We start from the raw sequence: 24,184 nt of genomic DNA, 5'->3' as shown, positions 1-24,184 counted from the left end.
GGCTCTGCATCGACGGGGCCGGGGCCTCGTCCAGGCGCGTAGGATTGCAGAGCCCAGGAGGTAGTCGATGGCGGAGGCGAACACGCAGACGCAGGGATCCAGTCTCAGAAGACTCGTACCCCGCATCTTCTCGCGCGCGCCCCGCATCGACGACCTCGACGCGCTGACCCGCACCGTCAGGGCCAACCACCCCAAGGGCGACCTTGCGATCATCGACCGTGCGTATGCGGTCGCCAAGGAGAAGCACGCGGGGCAGAAGCGCCAGAGCGGCGAGCCGTACATCACGCACCCCCTCGCGGTCGCCCAGATCCTCGCCGAGCTGGGCCTCGGCCCCCGCGCGATCGCGGCGGCTCTCCTGCACGACACGGTCGAGGACACCGGCTACGCCCTCAGCGAGCTGACCGAGGCCTTCGGCGACGAGGTCGCCATGCTCGTGGACGGCGTGACCAAGCTCGACAAGGTCAAGTACGGGGAGAGCGCGCAGGCCGAGACGGTCCGCAAGATGATCGTTGCGATGTCCAAGGACATCCGCGTGCTGCTCATCAAGCTCGCCGATCGCCTGCATAACGCGCGCACCTGGGGCTTCGTCCCTCCGGAGAAGGCGGAGAAGAAGGCCAAGGAGACGCTCGAGATCTACGCGCCGCTCGCGCATCGCCTTGGCATCCAGGCGATCAAGTCCGAGCTCGAGGACCTCTCCTTCGCGGTGCTGCATCCGAAGATCTACGCGGAGATCAACAGCCTCATTGCGCAGCGGACCCCGCAGCGCGAGAAATACCTCCAGCAGGTCATCGAGGCGATCGACGAGGACCTCAGGGACCTCCGGCTCCGCGGCAGGGTCGTCGGCCGGCCCAAGCAGCTCTACTCCGTCTACCAGAAGATGGTGGTCCGCGGACGCGAGTTCGACGACATCTACGACCTCATCGGCATCCGCGTCCTCGTGGCCTCCGTGCGCGACTGCTACGCGGTGCTCGGTGCGATCCACGCCCGCTGGACACCGCTGCCCGGCCGCTTCAAGGACTACATCGCCACCCCGAAGTTCAACCTCTACCAGTCCCTGCACACCACGGTGATCGGCCCGAGCGGCCGGACGGTGGAGATCCAGATCCGCACGCACGAGATGCACCAGCAGGCCGAGTTCGGCGTGGCGGCGCACTGGATGTACAAGGAGCGGATGAACGGCGGCAAGACCGAGATGCGCGCCTCCGACACGGACATGGCCTGGCTCGCCCACATCTCGGACTGGCAGGCCGAGACCGCGGATCCCGGCGAGTTCCTCGACTCGCTCCGGTTCGAGATCGGCGCCAAGGAGGTCTACGTCTTCACTCCGAAGGGACGGGTCATCGGCCTGCCCGCCGGCGCGACGCCGGTGGACTTCGCCTACGCCGTGCACACGGAGATCGGCCACCGCACGATGGGCGCGAAGGTGAACGGGCGTCTCGTGCCGCTCGAGTCGGTCCTGAGCAGCGGAGACGTGGTCGAGGTGTTCACCTCGAAGAACCCGGATGCCGGCCCCAGTCAGGACTGGCTCGGATTCGTCAAGAGCACCCGCGCGCGCAACAAGATCAGGGGCTGGTTCACCAAGGAGCGCCGCGAGGAGGCGATCGAGCAGGGCAAGGAGGCGATCGCCCGCGCGATGCGCCGACAGAACCTGCCGCTGCAGCGCCTGATGAGCCAGGAGTCGTTCTCCGAGCTCGCCCGTCAGCTGCACTATGAGGACGTCGCAGGCCTCTACGCGGCGGTGGGGGAAGGGCACATCTCGACGCAGTCGGTGATCGAGAAGGTCACAGCGCTCGTGGCGGACGAGGACACCTCCACCGGCGCCATCGACCTGCCGGCGATGCCGGTGCGGGAATCTCGGACCGGGGATTCAGGGATCCTGGTGCGCGGCGCGGCGGACATCCTCGTGAAGCTCGCGAAGTGCTGCACGCCCGTTCCCGGCGACCCGATCGTCGGATTCGTGACGCGCGGCAGCGGGGTCTCGGTGCACAGGGCGGACTGCGTCAACGTCAAGGCTCTCGGAGCGGAGGACAAGGAGCGCTTCGTCGACGTGGAGTGGGCTCCGACCACGAAGAGCGTGTTCCGCGTGCAGATCCAGGTCGAGGCGCTGGACCGCTCCGGCCTCCTCTCGGACGTGACCCGCGTCCTCAGCGAGCATCATGTGAACATCCTCTCCGCGACCGTGCAGACCACGGACGAGCGGCTGGCGCTGAGCAGGTTCGTGTTCGAGATGGGCGACGCCGTGCACCTCGACAGGGTGCTCAATGCGGTCCGCCGCATCGATGCGGTCTACGACGTGTACCGCGTGACGTCCTCGTAGGCGCGTTCCAGCGCCGACACGGCGGCGTGCTTGCCCGGCAGACGCCGGCGCGCGTGAAGCCTGGCGAGGGCGGCCTCTGTCGCCCCCGGCCGGGACTGCGCCAGCGCGGACAGCCATGCGCCCGACGTGCTCCCCGCCATCCCGCGCGCGAGATCGATCAGCGTCTCCACAGGGCCGACGACGCCGATGCCGCCGATCGTGATCAGGTCGCCGTCGGCGACCACGGTCTCGTGCACCCGCAGACGTGCGGTCGACGGCGCGCGCAGCCGACGTCGTGTCGCCGGTCTGGCGTGATGGCGCACCGGCGCGGCGTCGCCCGCGCCGTGGATCCAGGCCGCGCTGGGGCCTGCGGCGGCGAGCTCCGGCCGCAGCAGGAGAGCGAGCGAGGCCGCTCTGGCGGCGGCCGACTCCGGGATGTCGGCGGGCAGGTACCCGTCGCCGACCTCGTGCAGGAGCCCGTCGAGCCGGCATGCCGTGAGCTCGGCCGCCGAGAGCGGGAGGCCGGGGTGGTAGACGAACGCGGTGCGCATGCCGCCAGTGTGCACGAAGGCGCCCTCCGGCGGGACCGGAGGGCGCCTTCTGTGGAGAACGACTCGGGAGGGCTCAGCCGCCCAGCGCGTTCAGCCATGCCTTTCGTGCGGCGATCGCCTCGGCCGCGGCGGCCGCGGCCTTCTTGTCGCCGGCCTTCGTGGCGGCGGCCTCTTCGGCCTCGAGCTTCTCGATGACGTCCAGGAGCTGCTGGCTCATGTCGTTCGCCCGCGCCTTCGTCTCCGGGTTGTTCTTCTTCCAGTCCACGTCCTCGCGGGCCTTGAGCGCCTGCTCGATGACGCGGAGCTTGTCGTCCAGCGCACGCTCCCGCTCCCGCGGGAAGATCCGGCCGACCTCGTCCCATTGCCGCTGGATGCGGGTCAGCAGGGCGCGCGCGGCCTTGATGCTCGGCTCGTCGGCGACCGCCTTGGCCTCCTCGAGGAGCGCGGTGCGGGCCTCGATCCTCGGGGCGGAGTCGGCCTCCTCCGCGGCGGTCTGATCGGCGCGCGCCTGATAGAGGGCGTCGCCTGCCGCCTTGAACCTCGCCCACAGCGCGTCATCGACCTTGCGGCCTGCGCGGCCGGCGGCCTTCCACTCGTCCAGCAGCGAGCGATACGCGGGGATGCCGTCCACGCCACGGGGGGCGAGTGCCTCGGCGCGCTCGACGAGGCGGGACTTGACGTCCCTCGCCGACTTGTGGGTCTCGTCGAGCTCTGCGAAGAACGCACGGCGCTGACGATCGACGGTGGCGCGTGCGTCGCGGAATCGCTTCCAGAGCTGCTGCGACACCGACTTCGGCAGACGCGGCCCGCTCTGCTGCTGGGACTGCCACGCGTCGAACAGCTCGGTGATCTCGGCCGTGACCTGCTTCCAGTGCGCCTGGGAGAGATCGCGCGCGGCGACGGCCTCGGCCTTCTCCACGATCACCGTGCGCTCGGCGATGGCCGCGTCGAGCTGCTCCTTGGCCAGCTGCGCCTCGGCCGCGCTGGCCTCGGCGAGCGAGGCCGTGAGGATCTCGAGACGCTCACGGAGGCTCGCGAGGTCGCCGACGGCGGCCGCATCCGTCACCTCGGCGACGAGGTGCGCGGCCTGAGCGGTGAGCTCGCCGGCTGCGGCTCCGCCACCGGCGAGACGCTGCTCGAGCGTCGACACCTTGAACGCCAGGTCCTCGAACTTGCGGACGAAGTAGGCGATCGCCTCGTCGCCGCTCGCATCAGGGTACTGTCCGACGACGCGCCAGGTCTCGCCCTCGCGCACTTCGACGGTGCCGTCCTCGGCGGCTCTGCCCCAATCGGCGGCGCCTTCGATCGTCGGCGCCTGCGAGACGACGGGCGGCTTCGGCGCGATGGGCGTGCGCGGGGGCGCGGGCACACGCGGGGGCGCGGGCACGGGCGGCGTCGGGACGGGGGGAGTCGGCTTCGGGGAATCGGTGGCAGACACGTTGCTCTCCTTGCGCGGTCGTTCCGCGGGAGTGGGAAGGGACGGTGATCAGCCTAGTATGCGACGGCTTTCACAAGATCGTGACACGGATGTGAGCAGATCGTTCGATCCGTGTAACGATGGCCCGCCTGTTCGTGAAACACGGTGGACCTACCGTCGGGAGCACCGAATGAGGAGGCTCCGTGATCGAATCGGGACAGACAACGAGCGACGTGCTGGTGGTCGGCGCGGGAATGGTCGCGCATCGCTTCGTGGAGAGCCTGCTCAGCCGCGCGGAGTCGACGGTGTCCGTCACGGTGCTCGGCGACGAGGGGCGCAACCCCTATGACCGGGTCGGCCTGACATCGTTCTTCTCCGGTGCCACCCCGGAGGATCTCACCCTCGATCCCGCCGTGCTCGCGGACGATCGGGTCCGCTTCATCGGCGGGGATCGCGCGACGCGCATCGACCGCAAGGCGCGCACCGTGCGCACGCGCTCCGGCGTCGAGCACGCCTACGACACGCTCGTGCTGGCGACGGGCTCGTACGCCGCGCGCGTCGCCGTGGACGGATCGGATCTGCGCGGGTGCTTCGTCTACCGCACGCTCGACGACGTCGCAGCGATGCGCGAGTACGTGACGGCACGCGGCGCGGAACTGGGCAGGCCGCTGCGCGGCGCGGTCGTCGGCGGCGGGCTCCTCGGTCTGGAGGCCGCGGGCGCGCTGCAGGGCCTCGAGGTCGACTGCACCGTCGTGCAGTCCTCCGACCGGCTGATGTCCGCACAGCTCGATCTCGCGGGCGGCACGATGCTGCGCCGGCTCATCGAGGCCCGCGGCATCTCGGTGCGCACCCAGAGCCGCACCACGCGATTGGACCCGGACGCCTCCGGGTCGGTCGCCGCGCTGCAGTTCCAGGACGGCAGCATGCACGCGGCCGACATCGTCGTCTTCACCGTCGGCGTGCGGCCCCGCGACGAGCTCGCGCGCGCGGCGGAGCTGCCCGTACACCCCGCCGGCGGGGTGCTCATCGACGAGCGCTGCCGCACGGCGGACGAGCACATCCTCGCCATCGGCGAGGTCGCCAACTTCGACGGTCGCTCGGTGGGCCTCGTCGCCCCCGGCTACGCGATGGCTGAGGTCGCCGCGACCCGCCTGCTCGGCGGCGATGCGACCTTCCCCGGCTACGACGAGTCCGCCAAGCTGAAGCTCTCCGGCGTGGACGTGGCGAGCTTCGGCGATGCCATGGCGACGACGCCGAACGCTCTGGACGTGGTGTTTGCCGACCCGGTGTCCGGCGTCTACAAGAAGCTCGTGCTCTCCGACGACGCGAAGACGCTGCTCGGCGGCATCCTCGTCGGCGACGCGTCCGCGTACGGATCGCTGCGCCCGCTCGTCGGTGCGCCGCTGGGCGCCGATCCCGCCGCCTATCTCGTGCCGGAGGGCGGCGTCGACGCCCCTGGCGGAGAGCTGCCGGACGAGGCCGTCGTCTGCTCCTGCTCCAACGTGACCGCCGGCCGTATCCGCGGGGCCGTGCATGACGAGGGCTGCATGGATGCGGATGCGGTGAAGACGTGCACCAAGGCGGGCGCGACCTGCGGCTCGTGCATCTTCATGATGAAGAAGATCGTCGGCCAGGAGCTGACGAAGATGGGCCATGTCGCGTCCCCTGCGCTCTGCGAGCACTTCGACATGTCCCGCCGTCAGCTCTTCGACGCCGTGCGGGTCTCCCGGCTCACCACCTTCAGCGCGGTCGTCGCGCGCTTCGGGCGAGGCCGCGGCTGCGACGTCTGCAAGCCGGCTATGGCGAGCATTCTCGCCGTGCTGGTCGGTGAGCACGTCCTCGACGGCGAGAATGCCGCCCTGCAGGACACCAACGACCACGTCATGGCGAACATGCAGAAGGACGGCACCTATTCGGTGGTGCCGCGCATGCCTGGCGGCGAGGTCACTCCCGCCGGCCTCATCGCTATCGGCCGCATCGCGGACGAGTACGGCCTGTACACGAAGATCACCGGCGGCCAGCGCATCGACATGTTCGGCGCGCGTCTCGAGCAGCTCCCGCAGATCTGGCGGCAGCTGGTGGATGCCGGGTTCGAGTCCGGCCAGGCGTACGGCAAGGCGCTGCGCACGGTGAAGTCGTGCGTGGGGTCCACCTGGTGTCGCTACGGGGTGCTGGACTCGGTGGGCATGGCCGTGAGGCTGGAACTGCGCTATCGGGGTCTGCGGTCGCCGCACAAGCTCAAAGTGGGGGTATCGGGCTGCGCCAGGGAGTGCGCGGAGGCGCGCTCGAAGGACGTCGGCGTGATCGCGACGGAGACCGGCTGGAACATGTACGTCGGCGGTAACGGCGGCTTCTCGCCGAAGCACGCGCAGCTGCTGGCCTCCGAGCTGGACGACGAGCAGCTCATCCGGGCCATCGACCGGTTCTTCATGTACTACATCCGCACGGCCGATCGGCTTCAGCGCACGGCCGGCTGGTGCGAGGAGCTGGAGGGCGGTCTCGAAGGGCTCAAGCGGGTCATCTTCGAGGACAGCCTCGGCATCTGCGAAGACCTCGACACGGCGATGGCGGCGCACGTGGACCGCTACGAGGACGAGTGGGCCGCCACGCTGCGCGACCCTGAGAAGCTGCGCCGCTTCGAGCCCTTCGTCAATGCGAGAGACACTCCCGACCCCTCCCTCGCCTACGTGCCCGAGCGCGGCCAGGTCCGCCCGGCCACCGCGCAGGAGCGCGCGGAAGGATCCGTCCTCATAGCCGGGACGACTCTGGAGGTGCGTCGATGACCATCGCAGCCGAGACCGACGCCCTGGTGCGCGTGTGCGCCGTCGGCGACCTCGAGGTGGAGCGCGGCAGAGCGGCTCTGTTCGGCGCCATCCAGATCGCGCTGTTCCTGCTCGCGGACGGCTCGGTGCACGCCGTGTCCAACTTCGACCCTTACAGCGCGGCGAACGTGATCTCCCGGGGTATCGTCGGAACCAGAGGCGATGCCCCTACCATCGCCTCCCCGATGCACAAGCAGGTGTTCGATCTGCGTACCGGCGATTGCCTGGACGCCCAGGGCAAGGACCCCATCGCGTTGCGCGTGTGGGAGGTCGTCGTGCGTGGCGGAGACGTCTTCCTGACTCCGGAGGAGCGGCGATGACCGTCATGCTCGGCGTCTCGCTCACCGGACGCGATGTCCTGCTCGTCGGCGGCGGCCCCGTCGCGGCACAGCGCCTGCGGCGCTTCCTCGCCGAGGGCGCCCTCACGCGCATCGTCGCCCCCGAGCTGCATGCCGAGACGGCGGCGCTCGTCCAGCGCCACGACGTCCCATGGGAGGCGAGGAGGTTCCACCCCGCCGATCTGGACGGCGCATGGCTCGTGCACACCGCGACCGGCGATGTGCGGGTGGACCGCGAGGTGGCCGCCCGCAGCGAGGCGGAACGCATTCTGTGCATCAACGCGAGCGACGGCGCCCACGGCACCGCGCGCCTGACCGCCCAGCTCGACAGCGGTGACGTGACGATCGCGGTGACGAGCACCGTCGGTGCGGACCCGCGACGATCGGCTGCCATCCGCGATGCGATCGGCGACATGGTCATGACCGGACATCTGCCGATGCGCCGTCGACGCGGCAGCCGCGTCGGCCGCGTCGACCTTGTCGGCGGCGGCCCAGGCCCGGTGGATCTGATGACGGTGCGCGCACGCCGGTTGATCGCGGAGGCGGATGTCATCGTCGCCGACCGCCTCGGCCCGACGACGGAGGTGTTGCAGGGGCTGGATCCCCATGTGGAGGTGATCGATGTGGGCAAGACGCCGGGCTCGCACCCGGTGCCGCAGGAGGAGATCAACCGGATCCTCGTAGACCGGGCGGCCCGTGGCAAGCGGGTCGTGCGGCTCAAGGGCGGCGATCCCTTCGTCTTCGGGCGCGGCGGCGAGGAGATGCAGGCATGCCTGGAGGCTGGCATCGCCGTGGAGGTCACTCCCGCTCCATCGAGCGCGATCGCCGTTCCGCAGGCGGCCGGCATCCCTGTGACCCATCGCGGCACCGCTGCGGCCTTCCACGTGGTGAATGGTCAGGGCCCCATCGGAGCGACTACCCTCGAAGCCATGGCGGACAGCACGGTCACGACGGTGGTCCTGATGGGCGTCGCCGTCCTCGACCGCCTCGTTGAGACCGCGCTCGGCCACGGAATCGCTGCCGATCGACCGATGGCGTTCGTCGAGAATGGGCACACCTCTCAGCAGCGCACCACACGCACGACCCTCGGCCGTGCGATCGAGGATGCCGCCGCCGTCGGACTGCGAAGCCCCGCCGTCATCGTGGTCGGCGAAGTGGCGCGCGCGGACCTGCTGCTGCCGAAGGGCGTCCTGAGCGAGGCATCTTCGGCGTGACGAGTCCACGACTGCTGGATGCCGCTCTGATCGGGTGCACGATCGTGATCGCGGCGGATCGGCGAGCCGCAGATCTCGCCAGTGCCCTGGAGCGGCGAGGCGGCCAGGCATATCGTGCTCCAGCGCTCAGCATCGTGCCGAACGAGGACGACGAGCAGCTCTTGGCGCGCACGCGCGAGCTCATCGCCGAACCGCCGGACATCGTGATCGTCACGACGGGGGTGGGGTTCCGGGGCTGGATGGACGCAGCGCACGAGAACGATCTCGCCGAGCAGCTCGCGACCGCGCTGGGCTCGACGCTGTTCGTCGCGAGGGGGCCGAAGGCGCACGGCGCCATCCAGCAGGCCGGGTTCGCCGCCGACTGGGTCGCGGAGTCCGAGACCGCTGCGGAGGTGGGCGAGTACCTCACCGGTATCGGCGTCGCAGGCAAGCGGGTGGCCGTCCAGCACCACGGTGCGGGCGCCGACGGGCTGGACGAGCTCATGTCGGCGCACGGCGCAGAGGTCGTGAGCATCACGGTGTACCGCTGGGGGCCGCCGCCCGACCCGCAGATCGTGCACCGCTCCGTGGTGCAGGCGGCGTCCGGGGAAGTCGATGCGGTCCTGTTCACGTCCGCGCCGGGCGCCGCGGAATGGATAAGGACGGCGGAACGTGCACGCGTGCTCGATGCCGTGCGGATGCGCGCGGACTCCGGGCGTCTGCTCCTGGCGGCGGTCGGCCCGATCACGGCGGCTCCGCTCGACGCGGCGCGGCTGCGCACCGCGCTCGCGGCTCGCGGGAGGCTCGGTTCGCTTGCGCGCTGCGTGATCGACTACTTCGGCGGAGGGAGGGCGCCGCGGCTGAGGACCGTAGCGGGCACCGTCGAGGTGCGCAGCGGTGGGGCGCTGGTCGACGGATCCTTCGTCCCGCTGTCCCGCGCCTCCGCGAGTGTTCTCGGAGCGTTGTTCGACGCCAAAGGGCGCGTGCTGTCGCGCGAGGAGCTCGGCCGTGCCCTGCCGCGCGGCGGGGAGAATGCGCACGCCGTCGAAGTCGCGGTCGGACGCCTGCGTGAGGCTCTCGGCTGTCCTGCCGCCGTGCAGACCGTCATCAAGCGCGGCTATCGCCTCGCCGTGGAGGAGACCGCATGACCACGCTCATCGCCTGCTCGCACGGCACGGGCTCGGCGGAGGGGCGTCGTGTCGTCGCGGATGTCGTCGAGCAGGTACGCGCGCGGGCGCCGGAGACGAAGGTCGTGCAGGCGTTCGTCGATGTGCAGGACCCCGACGTCGGCACGGTCGTCGACCGCGAGGCATCATTCGACGACGTCGTCGTGGTCCCGCTGCTGCTGTCCGCGGGATTCCACACCGCCGTCGACATCGCCGGAGCCGTCGCGCGACACCCGAACGCCAGGCAGGCGGCTCCGCTCGGCACCCATCCTCTCCTCGCGCAGGTGCTCGCCACACGTCTCCGCGCTGCTGTGGGAGACGTCTGGCTGCGGGGCGATCGCGTCGTGCTCGCGGCGGCGGGGTCCAGCAATCCCGCCGCGGCCGCCGATGTCGAGGAGGCCGCACGTCACCTGGCAGGGCTCATCCCCGCGCCGGTCAGCATCGGCTACGCCTCGGCCGTCGAACCGCGCATCGCCGACGCCGTGGCCACTGCGCGCGACCGCGGAGCCGCCCGCGTGATCGCCGCCAGCCATGTGCTTGCTCCCGGACATTTCGCCGGACTCGTGCGGGCGGCGGGCGCCGACGTCGTCTCGGAGCCGCTGGGTGCGGATCCGCGCATCGCAGAGGTCATCGTCGAGCGGTTCCGCGCCGTCTGAGAGTCTCCTTCGCGCGACTTCCGCATGATGCGGTTGCCGCGAGACGTCGTGCACCGAGCGCGAGGAACGGGCGACCGATTCCCCGGCCGCCCGTTCCTCGTCCCGTTCCGTCAGAGCGCGCCGACCGGTTCCCGATCCCGCTCGACGGCCGTGGATGCGGTCTCGACGATCCCGGGGAGCCCGGTCGAGTCCGTCTTCGTGCTGCCGCGCTTCGTCGCACGCGGCGTGCGGGCCTTCGTCCGCCCATGCGTGAGGTACAGCGGCAGGCCGACGAACAGCAGGCCGCCGACGAGGTTGCCGACGACCGTGGGGATCTCATTCCAGATCAGGTAGTCCCACAGGGTGAAGTCGGCTCCCAGGAGCAGTCCCGACGGGAACAGGAACATGTTCACGATGGAGTGCTCGAAGCCCATGTAGAAGAACAGCATGATGGGCAGCCACATCGCCACGATCTTGCCGAGGACGTTGTCCGAGACCATCGAGAGCACGACGCCGGTGGAGACCAGCCAGTTGCAGAGCACTCCCCGGATGAACAGCGTCAGCATGCCGGCGGCGCCGTGGTCGGCGTAGCCGACGGTGCGTCCGTGCCCGATCTCGCCGATCGCCTGACCGACGGCGCTGGGTTCGGTGGAGAAGCCATAGGTGAAGTAGATCGCCATCAGGACCGCCACCAGGAACGCGCCCCCGAAGTTGCCGACGAACACCAGCCCCCAGTTGCGCAGCATCGCACCGATCGTGGCACCCGGCCTCCGATCGATCACGGCGAGCGGGCCCAGCGTGAAGACGCCGGTGAGGAGATCGAAGCCGAACAGATACAGGATGACGAAGCCGATCGGGAACAGCACGGCTCCCAGCAGCGGCTGACCGGTCTGCGTGGAGACCGTGACCGCGAAGGCCGCTGCGATCGTCAGCAGCGCGGCGCCCATGAAAGCGCGAAGCAGCGTGTCCCTGGCGGACAGCTGCATCTTGTAGGCGCCGGCGTCGACCATGCGGGTGACGAGATCGGCAGGGGTGATGTAGGACACGGGACCTCCACGGGACGGGAGCCGCTCTGGCTCGCTTTGCGTCCAGCGTGAAGGAGCGTCGTTTCAGCCGAGGACGTGCCCGGTTACATCTCTGGTGCGAACCTCGCACATCCGTGGAGGAGCGGTGTGAGGATCACTCGGCAGGCGGCGCCGGCGTCTCGATCGGAGGCAGGGTCACTGCGGGACCCGGCGTGCTCGTCTCGGTCGGCTCCGGCTCCGGCGCGGTGACCTGCGCGTGCACGAACTGACTGGCGACGGCTCCCGCGACGAGGATCCCGCCGATGACCCCGATGAGGATGTTGTCCCGGATGCGACGGCGGATCCGTCCCTCGTGCCAGGCGGTGCGGGCGGCGTAGACGCGGGCGCGCTCCGCATCGGTGCGCGTGCGTTGAGCGTTCTTCGTACCGCGTCCGGCCATCGTGAACCCTTCTCCGTCTTCAAGGCAGCATGTGTGAGCCTACCGTCGTCGATGCGCTGCACGAGCATTGCGGAAGTGTCCCCGGCCCGCATTAGCCTTGACCCATGACCACACCGGCACCGCTCATGTCCGGCCAGACGCCTCTGGCCGTGCGGATGCGTCCGGTGTCGCTCGACGAGGTCGCCGGCCAGCGCCATCTGCTGCGAGCGGGCTCGCCGATCCTTGCGCTCGCGGACCCCGCCGCGTCCTCCCCGGGGGCGGTGTCGATCATCCTCTGGGGGCCGCCAGGTACCGGCAAGACGACGCTCGCACAGGCGATCGCGCGTTCGTCCGGACGCCGTTTCGTCGAGCTGTCCGCGATCACCGCCGGCGTGAAGGACGTCCGGGAGGTCATGCAGGAGGCGGTGACCCAGCGCGATCTGTACGGTCAGACGACGATCCTGTTCCTCGATGAGATCCACCGGTTCACGAAGGCGCAGCAGGACGCTCTGCTGCCCGGCGTCGAGAACGGCTGGGTGATCCTCATCGCGGCGACGACCGAGAATCCGTCCTTCTCCGTCATCTCCCCGCTGCTCTCGCGATCGCTGCTGCTGACGCTGCAGCCGCTCACCGACGACGACATCGGCGAGCTGGTCGATCGAGCCGTCGTCGACGCGAGGGGGCTCTCCGGCGCGGTGACCCTCGAAGACGGTGCGCGCGCGGCGCTGATCCGCCTCGCCTCCGGCGATGCGCGTCGCGCGCTGACCGGGCTGGAGGCTGCGGCGGCGGTCGCCCTCTCCGGCGAGACGGATGCGGACGACGATGCACCCGCGGTCACCGATGACGACGTGGCTCAGGCCGTCGACCGCGCGCTGCTGCGCTACGACCGACAGGGCGATGAGCACTACGACGTGATCAGCGCCTTCATCAAGTCGATCCGCGGCTCCGACCCCGACGCCGCCCTGCACTACCTCGCCCGGATGATCGAGGCGGGGGAGGACCCCCGCTTCATCGCGCGCCGCCTCGTGATCTCCGCGGCCGAGGACATCGGCCTCGCAGACCCGCAGGGACTCGTCATCGCGACGGCCGCCGCCGATGCCGTCGCGTTCATCGGGATGCCGGAAGGCCGGATCCCGCTCGCGGAGGCGACCGTCTATCTCGCGACGACCGCGAAGTCGAACGCGGCGTACGCAGGGATCGACGCCGCGATCGCCGACATCAGGGCCGGAGGATTCGGCCGGGTCCCCGTGCATCTGCGCGATGCGCACTATCCGGGTGCGAAGCGGCTCGGTCACGGACAGGGATACCGCTACCCGCACGACAGCGAGAACGGCATCGTGGCGCAGCAGTATCTGCCGGACGAGCTGCAGGGGCGTCACTACTACAACCCCAAGGAGCTGGGAGCGGAGCGGGACGTCTCCGCACGCCTGGAGCGCATCCGACGGATCCTCGGCGACCGCTGAGACGGCGCAGACCGGCGTTCCGCGAGACGGATCGTCGGTCTGTTAGACTTGACCGGCTCGAAACCGTGTTTTCGGGCATCCCCTCGTTCGCACCCACCTCGAATCGTGCCCCGGCGTGCACAGCGAGGAAGAGCGGGGGAGATACGCCCGTGCGACGTGAAAGGCACGTCCACGTCATCGAAAGGAAGAACTTCGTGGTCACGAAGTCCCAGGACCGCCGCAAGGTCCGCCTGTCCCGCGCCCTCGGCGTGGCACTCACCCCGAAGGCCGCCCGCTACCTCGAGAAGCGTCCCTACGCTCCGGGCGAGCACGGCCGCACCAAGCGCAAGGCCGACAGCGACTACGCCGTCCGCCTCCGCGAGAAGCAGCGTCTGCGCGAGCAGTACGGCATCCGCGAGAAGCAGATGCGCAACACCTTCAACGAGGCGCGCCGTCGCGATGGCCTGACCGGTGAGAACCTGGTCGAGCTGCTCGAGATGCGTCTGGACGCGCTCGTGCTCCGTTCGGGATTCGCCCGCACCACCGCCCAGGCCCGCCAGCTCGTCGTGCACCGTCACATCCTCGTCGACGGTCAGCTCGTCGACCGCCCGTCCTTCCGAGTGAAGCCGGGCCAGCTCATCCACGTCAAGCCCAAGAGCGAAGGTACTGAGCCCTTCCAGGTGGCGGCGGCCGGCGGTCACGCCGAGGTTCTGCCCCCCGTTCCGGGCTACCTCGAGGTCGAGCTCGACAAGCTGCAGGCCCGCCTGGTCCGTCGTCCGAAGCGCTCCGAGGTCCCCGTGACCTGCGAAGTGCAGCTCGTCGTCGAGTACTACGCGGCTCGCTGATACTCAGCATCAGCGAGAGGCGTCGGGTCTTCCCGGCGCCTCTCGTCGTATCCGGGTGCGTTTCCGCATACGATGGAGGAACCGCGTCTGAGCGGTCCGAGGGCGAGGACAACGACATGAAGAAGCTGCTGTGGTTCCTGATCGGGGTGATCGGCGGGTTCGTCGCCGCCCACTTCATGAACAAGGACCCTCGCGGCCACGATCTGCTCGCCGAGGTCGACGCCCGGATCACCGGCTTCACCGCCGTCCTCGGTGAGGCGTACCGCGCGCAGGAAGCGCGCCTGGCCGACGAGAACTGACTCCTTCCGGCTCCGTGCCCGCGGAGCCGTCTCCCTTTCACACAAGGACAGCCGTACCCCTATGAAAACTGCGGACATCGCGCAGCGCTATCTCAGCTACTTCGAGAACAACGGCCACACCATCGTGCCCTCGGCATCGCTGGTCAGCGACAATCCCACCGTGATGTTCACCATCGCGGGGATGGTGCCGTTCGTGCCGTATCTGACCGGGGTGGTTCCGGCGCCGTACGCGCGCGCAGCCGATCTGCAGAAGTGCATCCGCACCAATGACATCGAGGAGGTCGGCAAGACCGCCCGCCACGGCACCTTCTTCCAGATGCTCGGCAACTGGTCGTTCGGCGACTACTTCAAAGAGGGCGCGATCAGCTACGCCTGGGAGCTCCTGACGCGCTCCGAGGCCGATGGCGGCCTCGGCTTCGCGGAGAAGGACATCTGGGTCACCGTCTACGAGACCGACGACGAGGCCGCCCGGCTCTGGCAGAAGATCGCGGGTCTCCCCGCGGAGCGCATCCAGCGGATGGGCAAGGAGGACAACTACTGGCACACCGGCCAGCCGGGTCCGGCCGGTCCCTGCTCCGAGATCTACATCGACCGCGGCCCCGCCTACGGGCGCGACGGCGGGCCGATCGTCGACGACAACCGCTTCACGGAGATCTGGAACCTCGTCTTCATGCAGGAGCTGCTGAGCGACGTCCGCTCCAAGGTGGACTTCGACATCGCGGGTCCGCTGCCGCAGAAGAACATCGACACCGGTATGGGCCTCGAGCGCGTCGCGATGTTCAAGCAGGGCGTGGAGAACATGTACGAGACCGACCAGGTGCGTCCTGTGCTCGACCGCGCCGAGCAGATCTCCGGCCGCGTCTACGGCACGTCGCACGAGGACGACGTCCGCTTCCGCGTGATCGCCGATCACGTGCGCTCCTCGCTCATGCTGCTCTCGGACGGCGTCCGCCCCTCGAACGAGGGCCGCGGCTACATCCTGCGGCGCCTCATGCGCCGCACCGTGCGCGCGATGCGCCTGCTCGGCGTCGACGCGCCGACGTTCCCCGAGCTCTTCACCGCCTCCCGGGACGCGATGAAGACCGCGTACCCCGTGCTGGAGACCGACTGGTCGACGCTCTCGGGCGCTGCCGTCGCCGAGGAGGAGACGTTCCTGCGCACCCTCGCCCAGGGCTCGACGATCCTCGATCTGGCGCTGACCGAGACGAAGAAGTCCGGCGCTCCGACGCTGGCCGGCTCCGAGGCGTTCCTCCTGCACGACACCTACGGCTTCCCCATCGACCTCACGCTCGAGGTCGCGGAGGAGGCCGGGCTCTCCGTCGACCGAACGGCCTTCGACGAGCTCATGCGCGAGCAGAAGACCCGCGCGAAGGCGGATGCCAAGAGCCGTCGCCGACAGCTGGCGGACGTCTCGGTATACCGCGATCTGCGCGCGCTCGGCGAGACGGGCTTCGACGGCTACAGCGAGCTGGAGGCCGAGTCCACGGTTCTCGGCATCCTCGTGGACGGGCAGCCGGTGCAGACCGCGACGGAGGGACAGGTCGCCGAGATCGTCCTCGCCGAGACCACTCTCTACGCGGAATCCGGCGGACAGGTCGCGGACAAGGGCGCGATCGTGGGATCCGGGTTCTCGCTCGACGTCCTCGACGTGCAGCGTCCGGTCCCCGGCCTCATCAGCCACACCGTCGAGGTCGCCACGGGCAGCGTGGCCGTCGGCGACGCTGCCCGCTCCGTCGTGGACGCTGCGAACCGCCGGGCCGCCCAGCAGGCGCACTCTGCGACGCACCTCGTGCACGCGGCTCTCCGCGACACGCTCGGCGCCGGTGCCACCCAGGCCGGCTCGCTCAACAGGGCCGGCTACCTGCGCTTCGACTTCGCCTGGTCGCAGGCGCTGTCGGCCGAGACGCGCACGGAGATCGAGGAGATCACCAACCGCGCGGTGAACGACGCGCTGGAGGTCACGACGCGGATCGTCACCCTCGATGAGGCGAAGGAAGCCGGCGCCATGGCGCTGTTCGGGGAGAAGTACGGCGACGTCGTGCGGATGGTGGACATCGGCGGCCCCTGGTCGCGCGAGCTCTGCGGGGGAACGCACGTGTCCTCGAGCGCCGAGATCGGCCTCGTCAGCATCACCGGGGAGTCCTCGGTGGGCGCCGCGAATCGCCGCATCGAGGCGCTCGTCGGACAGGACGCCTTCCGCGAGCTCGCCGCGGAGCGGGCGCTCGTCTCCCAGCTCGTGACGAACCTGAAGACGCCGCGCGATCAGCTGCAGGATCGCATCGCCGAGCTCGCCGCGAACCTCAAGACGGCCGAGAAGCGCATCGCGCAGTTCGAGGCGAAGGAGCGCGAGGGCCGCGTCCCCGCGATCGCGGACGCCGCGGAGCGTGTCGGGTCCTACCGCGTCGCAGCGCAGTCCCTCGGCGAGGTCGGCTCGGCCGACGACATCCGGGGGATCGCGCTGAGCGTGCGCGACCGGCTCGGCTCCGAGGCGGCGGTCGTCGCGATCGGCGGCATCGTCGCCGGCCGGCCGATCGTCGTGGTCGCGACGAACGACGCGGCACGCGCCGCAGGCGCCAAGGCGGGAGCGCTTGCGAAGGGCGCCGCCGGCGCTCTCGGCGGCGGTGGCGGCGGACGCGACGACGTCGCGCAGGGCGGTGGCGCGGATGCTTCGGCGCTGCCGTCCGCCCTCGACGGCATCGTCGCGGAGCTGCGGGGCGCGTGAGCGGATTCCGCCGGGGCGTGAGACTCGGCATCGACGTCGGCAAGGCCAGAGTCGGGGTCGCCCGTTGCGACCCTGACGGCCTGCTGGCGGTCCCGGTGGAGACGGTGCCCCGTTCGGAGGCCTCGATCGACCGCCTCGTGGTGCTCGCCGGCGAGCACGAGCCGTTCGAGTTCGTCGTCGGCCTGCCGGTGAACATGCGCGGCGAGGACACCGAGTCCACCCGCGACGCCAGAGCCTTCGCCCGGCAGCTCGGGCGGGCGACGGGCATCGCCGTGCGTCTGGTGGACGAGCGGCTGAGCACGGTGAGCGCGCACAGCGCGCTGCGCGCTTCAGGGCGAACCCAGAAGAACTCTCGTAGCATTGTGGATCAGGTTGCGGCAGTGGTCCTGCTGCAGCAGGCGATCGACATGGAGAAGCGCACCGGAGCCCCCGCCGGCGCCGCCGTCGATCTCGATGAGGAGACCAGCTGACATGCCACAGGGAGACCTGTTCGACAATCTGCCGGATCCGTCGACCGAGCATCCGACGGCGGACCAGACGCCGCCGGCGCCAGGATCGCGCCGCGCGGCGCGGGAGGCCGCGCAGCGGTCGACCGATCTCCCCGGTGCGAGCGCGCCCGTCGAGGCGGTCTTCGACGTCGCGGATCCCGCAGCGGAGAGCTCCGCGCCCGTGACGCCGGGACCGACGCAGGACCCGGCATCTCCCGCCCCGGCCGCTCCTGTCGCGGCGGGAGGCGCGCTGGAGGATCTTTTCACCCCCTCCGCCGACGACGAGCATCCCGGCGGCCGGCGGCGACGCCGGACGGGGTGCCTCGTAGCCCTCCTCATCGTGCTCGTCGTCCTCGGCGGCATCGCGGCGACGGGCGTCTGGGCGATGAACACCTATCGCGAGCAGATCGACGAGATCATGGGCTGGGGCGAGCCGAAGGACTACGAGGAGGGCGAAGCCACAGGCGAGGCCCAGATCACGATCGTGAGCGGAGACACCGGGCGTCCGATCTCCACCGCGCTGTTCGATGCAGGCGTCACGAAGACCGAGGACGTCTTCTACGACATGCTCATCGACGAGGGACTGAACCCGAATTTCCTGCCCGGGGTCTATCAGCTCCAGCAGCGCATGACGGCCGCCGCAGCGCTGGAGGCGCTGGAGGACCCGGCCAACAGGCTGGAGAACACGGTCAGCATCAGAGAGGGGGGCACGGTGGACTCCGCGCTGCCCTCGATCGAGGAGTCGCTGGGGATACCCCTCGCCGACCTCGAGGCGGCGGTCGCGGATCCCTCGGCCTACGACGTCCCGGCCGACAGCCTGGAGGGCTGGCTCTTCCCTGCGGTGTACACGTTCGATCCGGGTGCGACGGCGGCGGACGTGATCGCGCGGATGGTCGCGCGGACGCGTGAATCCCTCAGCGATGCCGGCGTGCCGGACGACGACGCGCAGCGCATCCTGACGATCGCCTCGATCATCCAGCGCGAGGGCAGGGTCGACGACTTCGCGAAGGTGTCCCGGGTGATCCAGAATCGTCTCGACGACGGCATGAAGCTGCAGATGGACTCCACGGCGCAGTACGGCTACGGCGAGCTGCACGCCGGATCCGTCAGCACGAGCGAAGAGGCGCAGTACGACGACAATCCGTGGAACACCTACGTCCACGAGGGCCTGCCCGCCGGACCGATCGCGAGCCCGAGCGATGCCGCGATCGACGCCGCGATGCATCCCGTGGACGGTCCGTGGTTCTACTTCGTCACGGTGAACCCGCAGTCCGGCGAGACGATCTTCTCCGTCACGTATGAAGAGCATCTGAAGGGCGTCGACCAGTGGCGGCAGTGGTGCCGGGACAACCCCGATGGCTGCTGATCCGGCGCAGGCCCGTCGCCTGGCGGTCTGGGGGGATCCGATCGCGCACTCCAAGTCGCCTGCGCTGCACGCCGCGGCCTATGAGGTGCTCGGTCTCGACTGGGAGTACGGTCGGCGGCAGGTCTCCGCGGACGGCTTCGATCCCGTGCTGGCGTCGCTGGACGGATCCTGGCGCGGTCTGTCCCTGACGATGCCGCTGAAGGAGGCCGCGTTCCGCGCCACGGATCGGCGCGATGCGCACGCGGAGCTCACCGGGGCGGTGAACACCCTGCTTCTGGGGGAGGAACTGCGCGGATTCAACACGGACGTCGGGGGGATCGTCGACGCGCTGGCGGAGGACGGCGTCACGCATGCGGGCAGCATGCGGCTGCTGGGCGTCGGCGCGACGGCGGCCTCGGCGCTCGTGGCGGCCGCCGATCTCGGCGTCGACCATGTGGACGCGCGGGCGAGGCGACCGGAGCGCGCCGCGGCGCTGCAGCGACTGGGCGAGCGCCTCGGCATCCGCGTCGCCGTGCACGGCTTCGACGCGCCCTCATCTGCCGTAGACCTCACGGTGGCGACGCTCCCCGGCGGCACCGTGCTGCCAGAGGAGACGGCACGGACGATCGCCGCGTCGGGCGGGGTGCTCTTCGACGCGGCCTATGCGCCATGGCCGTCCGCTCTCGCGACGATCTGGCCGGCGGACGTCCGGGTGGTCTCGGGGCTCGGGATGCTGCTGCACCAGGCCGTCCGCCAGATCCGCGTCTTCCTGCACGGCGATCCCCTCAGGCCGCTGGAGCGCGAAGACGACGTCCTCACGGCGATGCGCGCCGCTCTCGACGCCTGACGTCACACGAGCGGAGATCGTGGGAGACTGGAGCAATGCTCCGCGTGCTCACGGCCGGCGAATCCCACGGCCCCGAACTCATCGCCATCATGGAGGGCCTGCCGTCCGGCGTCCCCATCTCGCCCGAGCAGATCCAGGCGGATCTCCTGCGCCGCAAGCTCGGCTACGGTCGCGGGTCGCGCATGAAGTTCGAGCAGGACGAGCTCACGCTCTCCTCCGGCATCCGGCACGGCAGGACGCTCGGCAGCCCCATCGCGCTGCGGATCGGCAACACCGAGTGGCCGAAGTGGACCGAGGTCATGAGCCCGGAGCCGGTCGAGCTGACGGAGAAGTCGCGCGGTCGCGGCGCGCCGCTGACCCGACCGCGGCCCGGTCATGCCGACCTCGTCGGCATGCAGAAGTACGACTTCGACGAGGCGCGTCCGATCCTGGAGCGCGCCAGCGCCCGTGAGACCGCCGCTCGGGTCGCCCTGGGCGCCGTGGCGAGGGCCTTCCTCGGCGAGCTCGGCATCCGCCTGGTCAGCCACACGCTCTCCATCGGCCCGGTGCAGGTGCCGGACGGCTCCACGCTGCCGACGCCGGACGACGTGGAGGCGCTGGACGCCGATCCGCTGCGCTGCTTCGATCCTGCGACGTCCGCGCGGATGGTCGCCGAGGTCGACGATGCGAAGAAGGACGGCGACACCCTCGGCGGCGTCGTCGAGGTGCTGGCGTACGGTCTCCCGCCGGGACTCGGCTCGCACGTGCAGTGGGATCGTCGCCTCGACGCGCGCCTCGCACAGGCGCTCATGAGCATCCAGGCCATCAAGGGCGTCGAGGTCGGAGACGGCTTCGAGACGACCAGGCGCCGTGGCTCGACGGCGCACGACGAGCTCTTCGCCGCCGACGCAGGCATCGTGCGCGCCTCCGATCGCGCGGGCGGGACCGAGGGCGGCATGTCGACCGGCACCGTGCTGCGCGTGCGCGCCGGCATGAAGCCGATCGCGACCGTTCCGCATGCGCTGCGCACGATCGACATCTCCACCGGCGAGACCGCCACGGCCCATCACCAGCGGTCCGACGTGTGCGCCGTGCCTGCTGCCGGAGTGGTCGCCGAGGCCATGGTGGCGATCGAGATCGCGGGAGCGGTGCTGGAGAAGTTCGGCGGCGACAGCGTGCGGGAGACGCGCCGCAACCTCGAGGGCTACCTCGCGGCGATCCCGGCGGAGCTCCGCACCTCCGCGGCCTCGGAGGCGGGGCTCGCCGCGAACGATGACTGAGGACCGCCCGCTCACCCTCGTCCTGGTCGGCCCCATGGGGGCGGGCAAGACGAGCGTCGGCCGCCGGGTGGCGAAGCACCTCGGCGTGCCGTTCATCGACACCGATCGACGGATCGTCGCCGAGCACGGCGCGATCGCGACGATCTTCAGCGAGCGCGGCGAGGAGCACTTCCGCGAGTTGGAGCGCGCGGCGGTCGCGGACGCGATCGCGGCCGGCGGAGTGGTATCGCTCGGCGGCGGCGCCGTGACCCAGGCCGCCACGAGGGAGCTCCTCCGCGAGCTGCCCGTGGTCTTCCTCACCGTCACCCCGGAGGCCGTCGCGGACCGCATCCGGGGAGCGGCGCGCCCTCTGCTGAACATCGAGGACGAGGATCCGCTGGACCGCTGGGCCCGGACCTTCGACGAGCGGCGCGACGGGTACGAAGAGGTGGCCTCGGTCGTGTTCGACACGTCCCGTCGCCCGATGAGCCGGATCGCGCAGGAGATCGCCGACTGGCGGAGAGGACTGTCATGAGCACCACCACGATCAGCGTCACGGGGCAGAGCGCCTACGACATCACGGTGGGGCGCGGCATCCTCGACCAGGTCTCCCGGGCGCTGGACCCGGCGGTGCGCAAGATCCTCGTCGTCCACCCGCCGACGCTGGCGACCCGCGCGGCGGAACTGCGCGACCGCCTCCTCGCCGACACGGAGAACGGTGCGCGCGAGGTGCTGCTGGCCGAGGTCCCCGATGCCGAGCAGGGCAAGCGCATCGAGGTGGCCGCCTTCTGCTGGCAGATCATGGGCCAGGCGGACTTCACGCGCACCGACGCGGTCGTCGGCTACGGCGGAGGCGCGGTCACCGACCTCGCCGGCTTCGTCGCGGCGACCTGGCTCCGCGGCGTGCAGATCGTGCAGGTGCCGACGACCGTGCTGGGCCTGGTCGACGCGTCCGTCGGCGGCAAGACCGGCGTGAACACCGCGGAGGGCAAGAATCTCGTCGGCGCCTTCTGGGCGCCACGGGCCGTCGTCGGCGACCTCGACGAGCTCGGCAGCCTGAGCGCCCACGAGGCGACGGCCGGCTACGCGGAGGTCGTCAAGGCCGGATTCATCTGGGCTCCGGAGATCCTCGACATCGTCGAGGCGGATCCGCAGCGCGCGGTGGACACCTCGACGGAGGAGTTCCGCCGCACGGTCGAGCTCGCGATCGACATGAAGGCCCGCGTCGTCTCGGAGGACTTCCGCGAGGCGGGGCAGCGCGAGATCCTCAACTACGGCCATACGCTCGGACATGCGATCGAGCACGCGGAGCGCTATCGCTGGCGGCACGGTGCGGCGGTCTCGGTCGGCATGCTGTTCGCCGCGGAGCTGTCGCGTCTGGCAGGGCGGCTGCCGGATGCGGCGGCCGAACGCCATCGCGCGATCCTGAAGTCCCTGGGGCTTCCGACCGGCTATCGCGCCGGCGCCTGGGCGACGCTGCTGGCCACCATGCAGCGCGACAAGAAGAGCCGCGGCGGGATGCTGCGGTTCATCGTGCTCGACGACATCGCCAAGCCGACGGTGCTGCAGGCCCCGGACGAGTCGCTCCTGTTCGCCGCCTATCAGGAGGTGGGGGAGTGACGCGCCGCATCCTGCTGCTCAACGGCCCGAACCTCAACCTCCTCGGCACGCGCGAGCCCGAGGTGTACGGGACCGCGACGCTGGCGGACGTCGAGAGGATCACGCGCGAGGCCGCGGCGTCCGAGGGATTCGATGTCCGAGCGCTGCAGTCCAATCACGAGGGCGTCCTCATCGACGCGATCCATGCGGCCCGTGAGGACTGCGCGGGCATCGTCATCAATCCGGGCGGCCTCACGCACACCTCGGTGTCCCTTCGCGACGCGCTCACCGGAGTGTCGCTCCCGTTCGCGGAGGTGCACGTCTCCGACGTGCACGCGAGGGAGGAGTTCCGGCACTTCTCGTACCTGCAGGACGTCGCCGCCGTCCGCGTCATCGGCGAAGGCGTCCCGGGATACGGGATCGCTGTGCGGCGGCTCGCCGCGCTCATCCCGTAGAATCGACTGTCGGCCGTCTGCGCGCGGCCCACGAACCTTCGAAACGAAACGGAATCCGCTCCTCATGGCATCCACCGCAGACATCAAGAACGGCGTCGTCCTGAACATCGACGGGCAGCTCTGGAGCGTCATCGAGTTCCAGCACGTCAAGCCGGGCAAGGGCGGTGCGTTCGTGCGGACCAAGCTGAAGAACGTCGTGTCGGGCAAGGTCGTCGACCGCACATACAACGCGGGCGCCAAGATCGAGATCGAGAACGTCGATCGCCGCGACTTCACCTACCTCTACACGGACGGCGACGGCTTCGTCTTCATGGACGCCACCGACTACGACCAGATCACGGTCGGCGCGCCGACGGTCGGCGACGCGAAGAACTTCCTCCTGGAGAACCAGCAGGTCACCATCGCGCTGAACAACGGCAACCCGCTCTATATCGAGCTTCCCCCGTCCGTCGTCCTCGAGGTCACCTACACGGAGCCCGGCCTGCAGGGAGATCGCTCCTCGGCCGGCACGAAGCCGGCGACGCTGGAGACCGGCTACGAGATCCAGGTCCCGCTGTTCATCGAGACCGGCACCAAGGTCAAGGTCGACACGCGCACCAGCGACTACCTCGGTCGCGAGAAGTAAGGCGTGAGCGCTCGTACGAAGGCGCGCAAGCGCGCTCTCGACATCCTGTTCTCCTCGGACGTGCGAGGAGACGACATCACGGTGACGCTCGCCGCCGAGGCCAAGCGCGCGGCGTCAGAGCCCGCACGCGAGGCCAGCTGGCTGTACGCGCGCGAGATCGTCGACGGCATCGTCGACCACCAGGGCGACATCGACGAGCAGATCACCACGCACAGCCGGGACTGGAAGATCGAGCGGATGCCCGCCGTCGACCGGGCGCTGCTGCGCATCGGCGTGTGGGAGATCGTCTACAACGGCGAGGTCCCCACGGCGGTGGCGATCGACGAGGCCGTCGAGCTCGCCAAGGAGTTCTCCACCGAGGAGTCCGGTGCGTTCGTGCACGGCGTCCTCGCCAGGGTGGCGCGCGCCAGCTGAGCGG

The 24,184-nt window shown here is 70.1% G+C and carries 23 protein-coding genes; 19 read left to right on the top strand and 4 right to left on the bottom strand.

Features of this window, described 5'->3' with window-relative positions; genetic code table 11:
- Positions 1-67 precede the first annotated feature (67 nt).
- Positions 68-2,317 carry a RelA/SpoT family protein gene (locus tag ACYVGQ_RS09580; RefSeq protein ID WP_460784398.1) on the top strand — a complete coding sequence of 750 codons (2,250 nt, stop codon included), beginning with the start codon at positions 68-70 and terminating at the stop codon, positions 2,315-2,317.
- On the opposite strand, the gene ACYVGQ_RS09575 is transcribed toward ACYVGQ_RS09580, so the two are convergent.
- On the bottom strand, positions 2,287-2,847 hold the full coding sequence (locus ACYVGQ_RS09575; RefSeq protein WP_460784397.1) for a type IV toxin-antitoxin system AbiEi family antitoxin: 561 nt from the start codon (positions 2,845-2,847) through the stop codon (positions 2,287-2,289). The genes ACYVGQ_RS09580 and ACYVGQ_RS09575 overlap by 31 nt on opposite strands.
- A 73-nt stretch (positions 2,848-2,920) precedes the next feature.
- On the bottom strand, positions 2,921-4,285 hold the full coding sequence (locus tag ACYVGQ_RS09570) for a DUF349 domain-containing protein (protein ID WP_460784396.1): 1,365 nt from the start codon (positions 4,283-4,285) through the stop codon (positions 2,921-2,923).
- 182 nt (positions 4,286-4,467) lie between these two features.
- Between ACYVGQ_RS09570 and nirB the strand changes: the two genes are divergently transcribed.
- Genes nirB through ACYVGQ_RS09545 form a run of 5 tightly spaced genes read left to right on the top strand, consistent with a single transcriptional unit; the run spans position 4,468 to position 10,439 of the window.
- The gene (nirB, locus tag ACYVGQ_RS09565; RefSeq protein ID WP_460784395.1) at positions 4,468-7,047 is read left to right on the top strand and encodes a nitrite reductase large subunit NirB; all 2,580 of its coding nucleotides are present in this window, start codon (positions 4,468-4,470) and stop codon (positions 7,045-7,047) included.
- Positions 7,044-7,406 (top strand): nitrite reductase small subunit NirD, encoded by a 363-nt coding sequence (nirD, locus tag ACYVGQ_RS09560; RefSeq protein WP_460784394.1) that lies wholly within the window; start codon positions 7,044-7,046, stop codon positions 7,404-7,406. Before nirB ends, nirD begins: the two co-directional genes overlap by 4 nt.
- Positions 7,403-8,638 (top strand): uroporphyrinogen-III C-methyltransferase, encoded by a 1,236-nt coding sequence (cobA, locus tag ACYVGQ_RS09555; RefSeq protein ID WP_460784393.1) that lies wholly within the window; start codon positions 7,403-7,405, stop codon positions 8,636-8,638. Before nirD ends, cobA begins: the two co-directional genes overlap by 4 nt.
- A complete protein-coding gene (locus tag ACYVGQ_RS09550) occupies positions 8,635-9,765 on the top strand; it encodes a uroporphyrinogen-III synthase (protein ID WP_460784392.1) in 1,131 nt (376 codons plus the stop codon). Before cobA ends, ACYVGQ_RS09550 begins: the two co-directional genes overlap by 4 nt.
- Positions 9,762-10,439, top strand: a complete 678-nt coding sequence (locus ACYVGQ_RS09545; protein WP_460784391.1) for a sirohydrochlorin chelatase — start codon at positions 9,762-9,764, stop codon at positions 10,437-10,439. The genes ACYVGQ_RS09550 and ACYVGQ_RS09545 overlap by 4 nt, the downstream gene beginning before the upstream one ends.
- A gap of 110 nt (positions 10,440-10,549) precedes the next feature.
- On the opposite strand, the gene ACYVGQ_RS09540 is transcribed toward ACYVGQ_RS09545, so the two are convergent.
- The gene (locus ACYVGQ_RS09540) at positions 10,550-11,464 is read right to left on the bottom strand and encodes a formate/nitrite transporter family protein (RefSeq protein WP_460784390.1); all 915 of its coding nucleotides are present in this window, start codon (positions 11,462-11,464) and stop codon (positions 10,550-10,552) included.
- A gap of 133 nt (positions 11,465-11,597) precedes the next feature.
- Positions 11,598-11,882 carry a hypothetical protein gene (locus ACYVGQ_RS09535; RefSeq protein WP_460784389.1) on the bottom strand — a complete coding sequence of 95 codons (285 nt, stop codon included), beginning with the start codon at positions 11,880-11,882 and terminating at the stop codon, positions 11,598-11,600.
- A 104-nt stretch (positions 11,883-11,986) separates the two neighbouring features.
- On the opposite strand from ACYVGQ_RS09535, the gene ACYVGQ_RS09530 reads away from it, so the two are divergent.
- From ACYVGQ_RS09530 to nusB, 13 genes are all read left to right on the top strand, one after another.
- Positions 11,987-13,324: a replication-associated recombination protein A gene (locus ACYVGQ_RS09530; RefSeq protein WP_460784388.1), complete on the top strand. Its 1,338-nt coding sequence runs from the start codon at positions 11,987-11,989 to the stop codon at positions 13,322-13,324.
- Between the two features lie 194 nt (positions 13,325-13,518).
- Positions 13,519-14,148, top strand: a complete 630-nt coding sequence (rpsD, locus tag ACYVGQ_RS09525; RefSeq protein ID WP_460784387.1) for a 30S ribosomal protein S4 — start codon at positions 13,519-13,521, stop codon at positions 14,146-14,148.
- A gap of 116 nt (positions 14,149-14,264) precedes the next feature.
- Positions 14,265-14,447: a hypothetical protein gene (locus ACYVGQ_RS09520; RefSeq protein ID WP_460784386.1), complete on the top strand. Its 183-nt coding sequence runs from the start codon at positions 14,265-14,267 to the stop codon at positions 14,445-14,447.
- A gap of 61 nt (positions 14,448-14,508) precedes the next feature.
- Positions 14,509-17,169 carry an alanine--tRNA ligase gene (alaS, locus tag ACYVGQ_RS09515; RefSeq protein WP_460784385.1) on the top strand — a complete coding sequence of 887 codons (2,661 nt, stop codon included), beginning with the start codon at positions 14,509-14,511 and terminating at the stop codon, positions 17,167-17,169.
- Positions 17,166-17,639, top strand: a complete 474-nt coding sequence (gene ruvX, locus ACYVGQ_RS09510) for a Holliday junction resolvase RuvX (protein ID WP_460784384.1) — start codon at positions 17,166-17,168, stop codon at positions 17,637-17,639. The genes alaS and ruvX overlap by 4 nt, the downstream gene beginning before the upstream one ends.
- Before the next feature lies 1 nt (position 17,640).
- Positions 17,641-19,023 (top strand): endolytic transglycosylase MltG, encoded by a 1,383-nt coding sequence (gene mltG, locus ACYVGQ_RS09505; RefSeq protein ID WP_460784383.1) that lies wholly within the window; start codon positions 17,641-17,643, stop codon positions 19,021-19,023.
- On the top strand, positions 19,013-19,849 hold the full coding sequence (locus ACYVGQ_RS09500) for a shikimate dehydrogenase family protein (protein WP_460784382.1): 837 nt from the start codon (positions 19,013-19,015) through the stop codon (positions 19,847-19,849). The genes mltG and ACYVGQ_RS09500 overlap by 11 nt, the downstream gene beginning before the upstream one ends.
- Before the next feature lie 35 nt (positions 19,850-19,884).
- Positions 19,885-21,108 (top strand): chorismate synthase, encoded by a 1,224-nt coding sequence (gene aroC / locus ACYVGQ_RS09495; protein WP_460784381.1) that lies wholly within the window; start codon positions 19,885-19,887, stop codon positions 21,106-21,108.
- Entirely contained in the window at positions 21,101-21,622 is a 522-nt protein-coding gene (locus ACYVGQ_RS09490) for a shikimate kinase (protein ID WP_460784380.1), read from the top strand. The genes aroC and ACYVGQ_RS09490 overlap by 8 nt, the downstream gene beginning before the upstream one ends.
- On the top strand, positions 21,619-22,707 hold the full coding sequence (gene aroB, locus ACYVGQ_RS09485) for a 3-dehydroquinate synthase (RefSeq protein WP_460784379.1): 1,089 nt from the start codon (positions 21,619-21,621) through the stop codon (positions 22,705-22,707). The genes ACYVGQ_RS09490 and aroB overlap by 4 nt, the downstream gene beginning before the upstream one ends.
- The gene (gene aroQ, locus ACYVGQ_RS09480) at positions 22,704-23,141 is read left to right on the top strand and encodes a type II 3-dehydroquinate dehydratase (protein ID WP_460784378.1); all 438 of its coding nucleotides are present in this window, start codon (positions 22,704-22,706) and stop codon (positions 23,139-23,141) included. The genes aroB and aroQ overlap by 4 nt, the downstream gene beginning before the upstream one ends.
- Before the next feature lie 64 nt (positions 23,142-23,205).
- On the top strand, positions 23,206-23,766 hold the full coding sequence (efp, locus tag ACYVGQ_RS09475; protein WP_460784377.1) for an elongation factor P: 561 nt from the start codon (positions 23,206-23,208) through the stop codon (positions 23,764-23,766).
- 3 nt (positions 23,767-23,769) lie between these two features.
- Positions 23,770-24,180, top strand: coding sequence for a transcription antitermination factor NusB (gene nusB, locus ACYVGQ_RS09470; protein ID WP_460784376.1), 411 nt, complete (start codon positions 23,770-23,772; stop codon positions 24,178-24,180).
- Positions 24,181-24,184: the final 4 nt, after the last annotated feature.

It is taken from the genome of Microbacterium tumbae (assembly GCF_054780175.1).
The sequence above is the reverse complement of the archived record's forward strand: the minus strand, read 5'-3'. Positions and strand labels throughout refer to the sequence as shown.